This is a genomic window from Stenotrophomonas hibiscicola ATCC 19867 (assembly GCF_000382065.1).
GTDB lineage: Bacteria > Pseudomonadota > Gammaproteobacteria > Xanthomonadales > Xanthomonadaceae > Stenotrophomonas > Stenotrophomonas hibiscicola.
The window spans coordinates 723,559-735,533 of record NZ_KB907500.1; the positions used below are offsets into that span (position 1 = coordinate 723,559).

General features: G+C 68.3%; 11 protein-coding genes. 5 read left to right on the top strand and 6 right to left on the bottom strand.

All coding sequences use genetic code 11. From position 1 onward, the window contains the following. Positions 1–24 precede the first annotated feature (24 nt). Genes tsaC through G370_RS0111835 form a run of 3 tightly spaced genes read left to right on the top strand, consistent with a single transcriptional unit; the run spans position 25 to position 2,118 of the window. Entirely contained in the window at positions 25–615 is a 591-nt protein-coding gene (gene tsaC / locus G370_RS0111825; protein ID WP_019660786.1) for an L-threonylcarbamoyladenylate synthase type 1 TsaC, read from the top strand. Between the two features lie 43 nt (positions 616–658). Then, positions 659–1,336, top strand: a complete 678-nt coding sequence (locus G370_RS0111830) for a DUF4124 domain-containing protein (protein WP_019660787.1) — start codon at positions 659–661, stop codon at positions 1,334–1,336. A 35-nt stretch (positions 1,337–1,371) separates the two neighbouring features. Then, the gene (locus G370_RS0111835; RefSeq protein WP_019660788.1) at positions 1,372–2,118 is read left to right on the top strand and encodes a hypothetical protein; all 747 of its coding nucleotides are present in this window, start codon (positions 1,372–1,374) and stop codon (positions 2,116–2,118) included. 115 nt (positions 2,119–2,233) lie between these two features. Here the strand turns inward: G370_RS0111835 and G370_RS0111840 are convergent, their stop codons facing one another. Continuing rightward, entirely contained in the window at positions 2,234–3,010 is a 777-nt protein-coding gene (locus tag G370_RS0111840; protein ID WP_019660789.1) for an SDR family oxidoreductase, read from the bottom strand. 111 nt (positions 3,011–3,121) lie between these two features. Between G370_RS0111840 and G370_RS0111845 the strand changes: the two genes are divergently transcribed. Next, a complete protein-coding gene (locus G370_RS0111845; RefSeq protein WP_019660790.1) occupies positions 3,122–3,334 on the top strand; it encodes a hypothetical protein in 213 nt (70 codons plus the stop codon). Between the two features lie 112 nt (positions 3,335–3,446). Here G370_RS0111845 and sppA read toward each other — a convergent pair whose 3' ends face one another. From sppA to G370_RS0111865, 4 genes are all read right to left on the bottom strand, one after another. Then, positions 3,447–5,369: a signal peptide peptidase SppA gene (gene sppA / locus G370_RS0111850; protein ID WP_019660791.1), complete on the bottom strand. Its 1,923-nt coding sequence runs from the start codon at positions 5,367–5,369 to the stop codon at positions 3,447–3,449. A gap of 115 nt (positions 5,370–5,484) precedes the next feature. Next, a complete protein-coding gene (locus tag G370_RS0111855; protein ID WP_019660792.1) occupies positions 5,485–6,849 on the bottom strand; it encodes an MATE family efflux transporter in 1,365 nt (454 codons plus the stop codon). Between the two features lie 206 nt (positions 6,850–7,055). After that, complete coding sequence (locus G370_RS0111860; protein ID WP_019660793.1) at positions 7,056–7,631, bottom strand: DUF3106 domain-containing protein; 576 nt, start codon at positions 7,629–7,631, stop codon at positions 7,056–7,058. Continuing rightward, the gene (locus tag G370_RS0111865; RefSeq protein WP_019660794.1) at positions 7,624–8,628 is read right to left on the bottom strand and encodes a hypothetical protein; all 1,005 of its coding nucleotides are present in this window, start codon (positions 8,626–8,628) and stop codon (positions 7,624–7,626) included. The genes G370_RS0111860 and G370_RS0111865 overlap by 8 nt, the downstream gene beginning before the upstream one ends. Before the next feature lie 412 nt (positions 8,629–9,040). On the opposite strand from G370_RS0111865, the gene G370_RS0111870 reads away from it, so the two are divergent. Further along, complete coding sequence (locus G370_RS0111870; protein ID WP_026347105.1) at positions 9,041–11,218, top strand: primosomal protein N'; 2,178 nt, start codon at positions 9,041–9,043, stop codon at positions 11,216–11,218. 82 nt (positions 11,219–11,300) lie between these two features. On the opposite strand, the gene G370_RS0111875 is transcribed toward G370_RS0111870, so the two are convergent. Continuing rightward, entirely contained in the window at positions 11,301–11,921 is a 621-nt protein-coding gene (locus G370_RS0111875; RefSeq protein WP_019660796.1) for a glutathione S-transferase family protein, read from the bottom strand. Positions 11,922–11,975 lie beyond the last annotated feature (54 nt).

Genomic DNA, 11,975 nt, shown 5'->3' on the forward strand with positions numbered 1-11,975 from the left:
CCTTCTGCACGCAGCAGGGGGATAATGGAGGCCCACGCCGGGCCGGTCGCCGCCATGAAAGAACTCACCCTGGACTCTGCTGTCGCCACGCTCCGCGCCGGCGGCGTGATCGCCTACCCGACCGAAGCGGTCTGGGGCCTGGGCTGTGATCCCTCGCAGGAAGCGGCAGTGCACATGGTGCTGCGGCTGAAGCAGCGACCGATCGAGAAAGGCATGATCCTGGTCGCGGCCGAGCTGGCGCAGCTGGAAGGCTGGGTGCGCCTGCAGGCGCTGCCCGACGCCCGCCAGCGCGCGGTACTGGCCAGCTGGCCCGGCGCCAACACCTGGATCCTGCCCGCTGGCCCGCGCGCGCAGCCCTGGGTCACCGGCGAACACAGCGGCATTGCGGTGCGCATCAGCGCGCACCCGCTGGTGGCCGAACTCTGCCGTGCCTGGGGCGGCCCGCTGGTCTCCACCAGCGCCAATCTGGCCGGCGAACCACCGGCGCGCAGCCGCGAAGAGCTGGATCCGCGCCTGCTGCGCCTGCTCGACGGCATCCTTGACGGACAGACCGGTGGCCTGGCCCAACCCACCCCCATACGCGACGCGCTCAGCGGCAACGTGCTGCGCTCCTGAGCCGCCGATTGCACTGCCGCGGACAATCACACACGCTGCCGCCATGAGCCTGCTGCGCGCCACCTTCAGCCTGTGCCTGCTGCTGCCGTGGACGGCGTCCGCAGCCGAAGACGTGCGGGTGTACCGCTGCGTTTCCAGCAACGGGGCCGTGGCCCTGCAGGACACGCCCTGCAACAGCGGCCGCCAGCAGGTTCGCGACCTGCAGCGCCCGCGCGATCCCGCTCCACGGGTGGTGCGCAGTGATGCCCCGCCTCCGCCGCCCGGCGAAACCCCGGTCATCCGCGAGCGCGAAGTCCGCCACGTCTACATCCAGCCGCCGCAGCCGATGTACGAATGCGTGAGCGATGATGGCCGACGCTATACCAGCGACAAAAACGAAGGCAATCCGCGCTGGGTGCCGTTGTGGACCAGTGTCTGGCTGCCACACGCCCATCACGGCCCGGCCTACCCCGGACCGCGCCCGGCCACCGGCACGCCGATCGGCGAAGGCGCGGGTTATCGTCCCCCCTCGATCGGCATGGGCGTGCAGGTTCCGGCCGGCAGCGTGCTGGTCCGCGACAGCTGCCATGCGTTGCCGCCGCAGGAAGTCTGTGCGCGACTGCGTGATCGCCGCTGGGAACTGGATCGCCGGTACAACAGTGCGCTGCAGAGTGAACGCACCGCCATCAGCAACGAACAGCGCGGCATCGATGCGCGCCTGTCGCGCGATTGCGAACGCTGACCGCAGCAAGCCGCCGCAGCCTGTACGCTGTACGCATGAACCGAGTGATCTGGCTGCTCCTGGTGCTGCTGCCTGGAAGCGCATTGGCCGAAGAGGGCGTGATCTACCGCTGTACCTCCAGCAGCAGTGACATCCCTACCCTGCAGCGCACGCCATGCCCCACTGGCAGCAAGCAGCAGGTGCTGCGCATACCCGGCAAGGGCAACGCGCAGCCGGCCGCCGCTGCCCCTGTGGCCGCTGAACCTGCCCCCACCCCGGTGGAAACACCCGCGCCGCTGCCGGCCAACCCGGGTGTTGCGCCTGCGGCCCCAGCGAAGGCACGACGCGCGGACGAAGGACGCACGATCATGGAAGCAGGCATGGTCGAACACGAAGGAGACGACCAGATCCTTGACAGCGCGACGCTGCGTCGCGATGCCGAGGCCCGTGCTGCTGGAAGTGACGGTTCACCGAAGCCGCCGCTTCCTCCTATCTTCCAGTGCACCGACAGCCAGGGCGGCGGCTACCTGTACGAGTACGAGGCTGCGCCAGGTCGCTGCGAGCTGATGACAGTACAGGGCCTTGGCGGAGTGACGCCGGTGAATGCCGCCAGCTGTGAAGTGGTGCGCGATCAGTGCGAAGCGCTTCCCGAAGCGCAGCGCTGCGGTGCCTGGCAGCAGCGCTTCCGCGATGCCCGCGGCCGGGAGCGCTTCGCCGCGCCCGAGAACCGCGACAGCGCGCGCAAGGAGCGCGAGCGGTTGCAGGGTGTGCTGGAGGCCAGCAACTGCCCGGTGCCGGGGTGATAGCGGCGGCATGGCCGCACCTGCCCATGGGGTGGATCTGTTGTAGAGCCGAGCCATGCTCGGCTGCCGTTGGCGGAGTGCAGCCGAGCAAGGGCTCGGCTCTACAGCAGAGCGATCAGAACCCGTAGCGCAGGAATCCACCATCCACCGCGATGCACTCGCCGGTGACATAGCTGGCCGCCGGCAGGCACAGGAAGCCCACGGCTGCAGCCACTTCCTCCGGCTCGCCGATACGACGCATCGGCGTGCGATTGATGACTTCCTCGTAGTAATCCGGGTCCGACAACGGGCCGGACGTGCGCCGGGTACGGATGTACCACGGTGCAACTGCGTTGACGCGGATGCCGTCTTCGGCCCACTCGACGGCCAGGTTGCGGGTCATCTGGTGCATCGCCGCCTTGGTCATGCCGTAGACCACGCCACTGCGCACATGGGTCAGGCCGGACACGCTGCCGACGTTGACGATGGACGACGACGCGTGGCGTGCCAGCAGCGGATGTGCGTAGCGCGACAGCTCGAACGCCGAGAACAGGTTGGTCTCGAAGATCTTGCGCCACTCGTCTTCGGAGTACTCGGTGGCCGCCTTGGTGACGTTGCCGCCGGCGTTGTTGACCAGGATATGCAGGCCATCGCTGTGGTCCTCCACCCAGTCCAGGATCTGGCGGCGGTCCTCGTCGTCGGAAACATCGGCGGCCAGCGCATGCACCTGCATCTGCGGATACACATCCAGCAACTCGTCGCGCGCGGTCTCCAGCATGTCGATATCGCGGCCGACGATCATCAGGTCGGCACCGAACCCGGCCAGTTCATGCGCGATGGCCAAGCCGATGCCGGCACTGGCGCCGGTGATCAGGGCGGTCTGGCCGTCCAGCCGCCACCGTTGCTGGGTCATGAGTCCTCCGGGGCCGCGCCCGCTGTGTTTCGATGCAACAAGGATACGCGCTCACGGCCGCCCCCTGCCGAGGATGCGACACTGCCCGCACGCCCATCACGGAGTGCCGCCATGCGCACCCTGGTCCTGTCCACGTCCCTGCTGGCCACCGTGCTGCTGTCCGCCTGCCAGCGCCCGCCAACGCCGAACCCGGAGAAGCCACCGGTGCCCAAGGCGATGGCGCGCGCGATGCAGGAGCCGCTGGACCGCGCCAAGGGCGCGCAGAAATCAGTCGATGACGCCGCTGCGGGCGAGCGCAAGGCCAAGGCCGACGCGACGCAGTGACCTGTGGGGTCAGAACCCTTTGCGGGCAAAGGGATCCGACCCCACCAACGAGAACGCCCGGCCGAAGCCGGGCGTTTACAGTAGATCCACGCCATGCGTGGATGTGCTCCGGTCAGAACCCGCAGAAGCAGTACGCCAGCGCCTTCACCGGTGCGCCATTGCCCTTTTCGCGGGCCGCGTTCTCGACAAAGCGCAGCTGCGTATCCACTTCCGGCATCGTGCGCGCCAGCACCATCCGCGCCATGCCCGAATCGGACAGCATCCAGGCACCAGCGCGGCTGCCGGCGAAACCGCTGACGAACTGCGCGAACGGCGTGGCCGCCTTCTCGATGTAGCGCACGCGATAAGCGTCGGCCTTGCCCAGCTTGGCACGGCTGGCGGCGTCGGCCACGGCATCCTTCAGCCCACCGAAGGCATCGACCAGGCCACGTTCCTTGGCCTGCGCACCGCTCCACACGCGGCCACGGGCCACTTCGTCGACGGCCTCGACAGGCTTCTTGCGGGCGTCGGCGACGCGACCGGTGAAGTCGGCGTAGCCCTTGTTGATCACCGACTGGATGACCTGGCCCACGGCCGGATCCATCGGCCGGGTGACATCGAACGCACCGGCGAAGCGGGTGGTGCCGACGCCATCGGTGTGCACGCCGATCTTGTCCAGCGCGCGGCTGAAGTTCGGCACCATGCCGAAGATGCCGATCGAACCGGTGATCGTCGACGGATCGGCGTAGATGCGATCGGCGTTCATGCTGATCCAGTAGCCACCGGAGGCGGCCAGGTCGCCCATCGATACCACCACCGGCTTGCCGGCGGCCTGCAGGGCGACCACTTCACGGCGGATCTGCTCGGAAGCGAACACTTCTCCGCCCGGCGAATCCACGCGCAGCACGACCGCCTTGACATCGTCGTCGTCGCGCGCGGCACGCAGCAGCGCCGACGTCGATTCGCCACCGATGCGGCCGGCCGGCAGGTCACCGCCGCTGATCTCGCCGGACGCCACCACCACTGCCACCTGCGGACGGTTGTCGACCGGGTTGCGGCGCGCATCAAGCTGGCCCAGGTAGGTGCCGAAGTCGACGTTGCGGAAGCCACCGTCGGCATCTTCGTCGGCCACGCCGCGCTCGATCATCAGGTCCTCGAACTCTTCGCGGGTCTTCAGCGCGGTCACCAGCTTCTGCTGCAGGGCGAACTTGGCCAGATCACCACCAGCAGCAGCGATGCCTTCCGGCAGCGTATCGATGCCGGCAGCCAGCTGTGCCGGATCCAGGCGACGGGCCTTGGCGATGTCGCCCAGGTAGCGCTGCCATACGTCGTTCATCCAGAACAGGTCGGCTTCCTTGGAGGCCGGCGACGCCGCGTCGAGCACGTACGGCTCGGCTGCGGACTTGTACTCACCCACCTTGAACAGGTGCACGTCCACGCCCAGCTTGTCCTGCAGGCCGGTGCGGAAGTACTGGCGGTAGCGGCCCAGGCCCTCAAGCACCACCGAACCCATCGGGTCCAGGTAGACCTCGTCGGCCTGTGCGGCCAGCAGGTACTGCGACTGGCCCATGCTCTCGCTGTAGGCCACCAGCTGCTTGCCGGACGCACGCAGGTCCTGCAGTGCCGCAGCCACTTCACGCAGCGAGGCGAAGCCCGAGGGCTGCAGCTTGTCCAGCTCCAGCACCACGCGCTCGATCTTCTTGTCTTCCTTGGCCGACTCGATCACCCGCAGCAGGTCGCGCAGCTGGATCTCTTCGGCACCGTTGTCGCCCACCGCCTTGGCCAGCGCGCGGCTGACCGGATCGGCGCTGAACTGCTCGACCAGCCGGCCTTCCGGCGCGATCACCAGGGTGGTGCGGTCCTGCAGCGACTTGCTGGCACCGGCGCCCATGCCTGCGGCGATGACGAACATCACCAGCAGCAGGAACAGCAGGCCGAAGAACACCAGGTTGAGGATCAACCGGCGGGTGAAGTTCATGACGTCCCACAGCCCGATGAAGAAACTGGCGACGGGGTTGCGACGCGCCGGGGGCAGCGGGGGCACGGGGTGATTCATGGAACGCTCCGGATGGCTTCTTGCCGTGGTGCCAGCATAGCCGGTGCCGCGTGATGCGGCATCGGACACAAGTCAGGGGATCGCCCGCCACGGGTGGCCGGGGCGGGGCGGAAGTTCAGGACAGCATCGACTGGCCGATGCGCAGGCTGCTGCGCCGCAGGCGCCAGCCCATCAGGATGGCAGCGGCGGTGAGGCCCACGATCAGGCCGATCCACATACCCTGCGGGCCCATGCCCAGCCCCAGGCCGAGCCCGGCGCCCAGCGGCATGCCCAGGCCCCAGTACGCGAACATGGCGATGAACATCGGCACACGGGTGTCCTTCAGGCCGCGCAGCGCGCCGGCCGACAGCACCTGGATGCCATCCGGGAACTGGAAGGTGGCCGCGTACAGCAGCAGCGTCGAGGCCAAGCCGGCCACCGCCAGGTCGTTGGTGTAGACACCGACGATGGCATCGTGGCCGAACAGCAGTACCGCCGCCGACAATGTCTGCGTACCCATGATGATCGCGTAGCCGGCCCAGGCCGCGCGCCGCACGCCGAAGCCATCGCCGCGGCCGACCGCATGGCCGACACGCACGGTAGTGGCCTCGGCCACGCCCATCGGAATCATGAAGCACAGCTGGGCGACGTTGATCGCGATCTGGTGCGCAGCCGCTTCATTGGCACCGAGGCGGCCGATCAGCAGCGCGGTGACGATGAACAGGCCGCCTTCCATCAGCACGGTGATGCCGATCGGCAGGCCGGTGCGCAGCAGGTCCCAGATCGCCTTCCAGCGCGGCCCTTCGAAGTGCGAGAACAGCTGCATATGGGCAAAGCGCCTGGTCCGCCGCAGATACAGGGCGAATGCGGTTGCCTGCAGCCACATCATCACCGCCGAGGCGATCCCCAGGCCTTCGGCGCCCAGTTCCGGGAAACCGAGCTTGCCATTGGCCAGCACATAGCCCAGCGGCGCCAGCACCAGCAGGCCACCGAAGCCAAGCAGCATGGTGGGCAGTGTCCAGTGCATGCCTTCGCTGAGGTAGCGCATGCAGAAGTACAGGGTCAGCGCCGGGCCGCCCCAGCGCACCGCATGCAGGAACGCAGTCGCCCCCGGCACGATGTCCGGTGCGATGCCGAAGGCCGGCAGCAGCGGCGGCACCACCGTAAGGAAGGTGAACATGATCAGGCCCAGGCCCAACGCCAGCCACAGCGCCTGTCGGAACAGCGGGCCGATCTCGCGCTCGCGGCCAGCGCCGTGCAGCTGCGACACCGAGGCGGTGAGCGAGATCAGGGTGCCGATCGGGATCAGCATCGGCAGCCACAGCAGGGCGGTACCGATGGTCACCGCAGCCAGCGTCGCGGTGGCGTGGTGGCCGGCAATCACGTTGTCGACGAAGGAGATCAGACCGGTGGACACATGGCCCAGCACAAGCGGCAGGGCGAGCAGACCGGTAGCGCCGACTTCCTTGCTGAAGCGCGGCGTGGAGGTTGCAGTAGACATAAGGTGCTTGACGCGAACTACGGTTGCGCGCGAAGGGCACAGGCACCGGGTTGCGGCCGGTCATCTTACGCGCCCGGCGCGCGCATTCCCATGACATGGGGTGAATGCTGGGTTCCGGCTGCCCCAAGCAAAAAGGGGACGGAGGGGATTAAGTCGTATCTGGCCAGTCAGTGCCGAATGCGACTTAATCCCCTCCGTCCCCTTTTTTACTGGCCCGCTTGGCGCTTGAGCCAGCTGTCGCGTTCGGCGGCCGGCACCGCAAGGAAGGCGCTGCGCACGGCGTCGCGCTCCTGCGGCGGCGTACGCTGCGCGACCAGGGCCAGCTGGGCCAGCTGCGCCGGGCTGAGCTGACGCAGCACGGCCAGCGCGGTCTCGCGCTGCTCCGGAGGCACGAAGCCGAACAAGCCATGCAGCTTTGGGAATTCCAGGCCCAGTTGCGGGCCCAGCCGCCACCCGTCGCGGAACGCCTGGTCCTGATCGCCGAACTGCTGTCGCAGACGCTGCTGCTGGTCCGCGGGCAGCGCATTGAATCGCGCAGCGGCCTGGCGGATGCGCTCGCGCTCTCCTTCCGGCAACGCGCGCCAGGCGGCGTAGTCGGCACGGCGCTGGCGCTGCTGCTGCGGATCGAGCTGGGCAAAGCCAGCCGGTGCCGCGGTCGAAGCCGGCGGCACGGCCGGGGTGGCCGGCGATGGCGGCGGCAATGGCACGTTCAACGATTGCGGCGCCGCAGACAGGGACAGCGGCAAGGCCAGCAACAGGCTGGCGAACACGGACTTATTCATCGGCGGCGGCGGTTTCCAGCGTGGCACTGGCCGGCTCCGGTCGGCTCGGCTTGGCTTGCGATTCGTCCACCGGCAGCGGACCGCCCGCGGCGGTCCATGCGTACAGGTCAGCATCGGCAACCAGCGGGTAGTCGCGATCGGCCAGCATCGCTGCGTCGTCATTGGCTTGGGCATGCGTTGCATCCGGCGTGGCGTCGACCTTGCTCGGTGGCAGGGCTTCCACCGTCACCGGACCGGCCTCGCCCACGACGCCTTCCGGCAGCGGCGCATCGTTGCCGAAGGAACGTCCCTGCAGGTAGCGCCAACCCAGCGCAGCGGCCAGCAGCACCGCCACGGTTACCAGCAGGATCAGCGGACCACGCCAGCGCGGCTTGGCGCCCGTACGACGGCGCTTGCCATGGGCGGCCGCGCGCTCGTCCCGCTGCGGTGCTCGCCAGCTGGAGGTCGGCGCTTCATTGTGGGCGGCGGGTGCCGCCGGCTGCTGAAGCTGCTGCAGGCGAGTGGCCGGCAGTTCACGGATACGCGCCTGTACCTGTTCGGCCAACTGGCGCCAGGCCGCGGCATCGGGCTGGCCCTGGGCATCGCGCGGGCAGGCATCGGCCAGCAGGTGCTGGTAGCCGGCCTCGTCCTGGTCGAGCACGCGCGTGGCGATGCTCTCGTCCAGGCTGCCGCCTACCCGCAGCAGCAGCGCCAGGCGCGGCAGCGGCGACATCGCAGCCAGCGCGGCCAACGGTGGCGCCCATTGGCCACCCACCGGCTCGCGCAGGGCCTGGCGCTGGCCCAGCAGGGTCCAGAAGCGGGTCGGCCACTGCGCCATCGGCAGGTCGCTGGCAACGGCCGCGAACGCGCGCATCACTGCCACCAGGGTCTGTTCGGCGCGCGCGGCATCGCCGCACTGCAGCTCAGCCACCACCAGGGCGCGGCGCTCGACGCCACGCAGGAACGCCGACAGCGCGCCGGCCGCGGTCGAGGAAACAGGGGCGGGCACAGCCGTCATCGGTCACTCCAAAGGTCTGGGGGAATGATAGCGGCAGGCAATCGACGCCCGTAGGACTTGCGCCCACGGATACTTCGTGCTGCAGGTTGTGCACAGCACCACGCTCCCGGCGCGGGAAACTGCGGCAAGCAGCTGAATTCACTCTGTTTCAGCAATGTTTCACACTTAAACTGTTGATTTTGAATAGTTTTTAAGTGTGGCTATTTTTTGACCAACCCAAGCGTGAGCTCGTCGCCATCGGCCTCCTGCGTTCCCGTCGACCGGTAACGCACAACGTTATCCACAGAACATGTGGATAAGCCTGAATCTCCAATGGACACCGATATTTAGGTGACATTTATGATTCAACGGGCGCCGCTCCGCCGTCTCCCACCCCGCCATTCGCGCGCGCATGGCCCGGTACACTGGCCCGATGCTTTCACCGATTCCGACCCTGCAGGTCGCCCTGCCCGTCCCCCTGCCCCGTCTGTTCGACTACCTGTCGCCGGAGGGCGATGGCCCCACGGTTGCGGTCGGCTGCCGCCTGAAGGTGCCGTTCGGCAACCGCGAGCTGGTCGGGGTGGTGGTGGGGCACGGCCAGACCGACGACGGCCAGGGACTGCGCCAGGCGTTGGCCTGGTGCGACCCGCAGCCGCTGCTGCAGGGGGAGCTGTGGCAGAGCCTGCAATGGCTGGCGCGTTACACCCACGCACCGCTGGGCGAGGTACTGAGCACCGCCCTGCCAGGACCGCTGCGTCATGGCGAAGCCCTGCCCGACACCCACCACTGGGGCTGGCAGTTGACCCCCGAAGGCCATGCCCAGCGCGGGAAGCTGCGCGCCGGCAGCCGCCCGCGGCAGTTGGCCGAACTGCTGGCCGGGGCCGTGGTGGATGAGGATGTACTGGGCGAACGCATGGAGGACTGGCGCACCGCCGCGCGCAGCCTGGCCAAGCGTGCGCTGGCAGAGCGCGTGGCGATGACGGTGGCACCGCAGCATGCGCAGCCGCTGCCCGGCCCCACCCTCAACCCGGACCAGGCCGAAGCGGTGGCCGCCATCAACGCCGCCGAAGGCTTCCAGCCCTTCCTGCTGGATGGCGTGACCGGCAGCGGCAAGACCGAGGTGTACCTGCAGGCCATCATCCACTGCCTGGCGCAGGGCAGGCAGGCGCTGGTGCTGGTGCCGGAAATCGGTCTGACCCCGCAGACCCTGGCACGCTTCCGCGGCCGCCTTGGCATCGCCGTGCACGCATTGCATTCGGGGTTGAACGACAACGAGCGCGCGCGCGTCTGGGCTGCGGCTTCGCGCGGCGAGGCACGGGTCATCGTCGGCACCCGCTCGGCGGTGTTCACGCCATTGCCGCAGGCCGGGCTGCTGATCATCGACGAGGAACACGACGGCAGCTACAAGCAGCAGGACGGCATCCGCTATCACGCGCGCGATTTCGCTCTGGTCCGGGCCAAGGCGCTCGGCATTCCGGTGCTGCTCGGCAGTGCCACGCCTTCGCTGGAAACGCTGCATAACGCCTACGCCGGGCGCTACACCCACCTGCGCCTGAAGCAGCGTGCCGGTGATGCGCGGCCACCGCGTGTGCGCATCCTCGATGTGCGCAAGCGGCCGCTGCACGATGGCCTCTCGGCTGATGTGCTGGCCGGCATCGACGAGCACCTGCAGCGCGGCCAGCAGGTGCTGGTGTTCAAGAACCGGCGTGGCTACGCGCCGGTACTGCTGTGCCACGACTGCGGCTGGACCGCACCGTGCAACCGCTGCGATGCACCGATGACCGTGCATGGCGGCGGCCGCCGCCTGCAGTGCCATCACTGCGGCGCGCGACAACCGGCACCGCTGGCATGCCCGGCCTGCGGCAGCCTGGCGCTGCAACCGCAGGGCATCGGCACCGAACGCCTGGAAGAGCATCTCACCGCGGCCTTCGCCGACGTCCCTGTGGTGCGCATCGACCGCGGCACCACGTCACGTCGCGATGCACTGGAACAGCAGCTGGCGAGACTGGGCGACCAGCCCGGCATCCTGGTCGGCACGCAGATACTGGCCAAGGGCCACGACCTGCCGAAGCTGACCCTGGTGGTGGTGGTGGGCATCGACGAAGGCCTGTTCTCCGCTGACTTCCGCGCCAGCGAGAAACTCGCGCAACAGCTGATCCAGGTGGCCGGTCGCGCCGGGCGCGCACGTGACCCCGGCGAGGTCTGGCTGCAGACCCATCACCCCGGGCATCCGTTGCTGGAAACCCTGGTCAGCGGTGGTTACCACCCGTTCGCACAGGCGGAGTTGAACCAGCGGGAAGCCGCAGGATTCCCGCCATTCGCGCACCTGGCGCTGATGCGCGCCGAAGCGCAGCACGTGGAGCATGCCAATGCGTTCCTGCTGGCCGCACGACAGTTGCTGGGCGAGCAGGACGTGGTCGAGGCCTACGGGCCGATGCCAGCACCGATGCCACGCCGCGCTGGCTACCAGCGTACGCAGCTGCTGCTGTCTGCCATGCAGCGGCCGCCACTGCATGGCGTGCTTTCGCAGCTGGTGCCACAGCTGTACGCGCTGCCGGAAGCACGCAAGGTGCGCTGGTCGCTGGATGTGGATCCAACGGACCTGTATTGATCCCGTAGAGCACTGCCGAGCATGGCTCGGCACTACCGTAGAGCCGAGCCATGCTCGGCTGCGTTTCAGCACCGGGCAGTGCTTACGTCAGCGGCGACATCACGCCGCGCTGGTAGGCCGGCCGCTCTCGCAGGCGGGCGTACCACTCGGCCAGGTGCGGCAGTTCCGGCCGCTGGATCGGCAGCTCGTACCAGGCGTAGATCAGCGAGCCCAGCGGAATGTCACCCATCGCGAACTTGTCGCCCGACAGCCACGGCTGTTTGGCCAGCGTGGCATCGGCCATCGCCAGGTAATCGCCGGCGCGCACGATCGCGGCATTGATCCGCGATTCGTCCCGGTCGGCCGGGGCGGTGCGCATGATGCCCCAGATCAGGTCGCTGTACAGCGGCGCCATCCGCGAGGTGCTCCAGTCCATCCACTTCTCGGCCTGGGCACGCTCCATCGGGTCTTCGGCGTACAGCGTGCCCAATGCGTAGCGTGCGCTCAGATAGCGCACGATGGCGTTCGATTCCCACAGCGGCAGGCCATGGTCTTCGATCACCGGCACCAGGCTATTGGGATTCATCGCCTGGTACTCCGGCGTCTGCGTGCCGCCGTGGCTGCCACCGACTTCGATGGATTCATACGGCAGGCCGATCTCCTCGGCGCACCACAGCACCTTGCGGACGTTACTGGAATTGCGGCGGCCCCAGATCTTCAACATGCGGGTTTTTCCTTGCTGGCAATGCGAGCGGCAACGATACGCCTGATCGGGTGG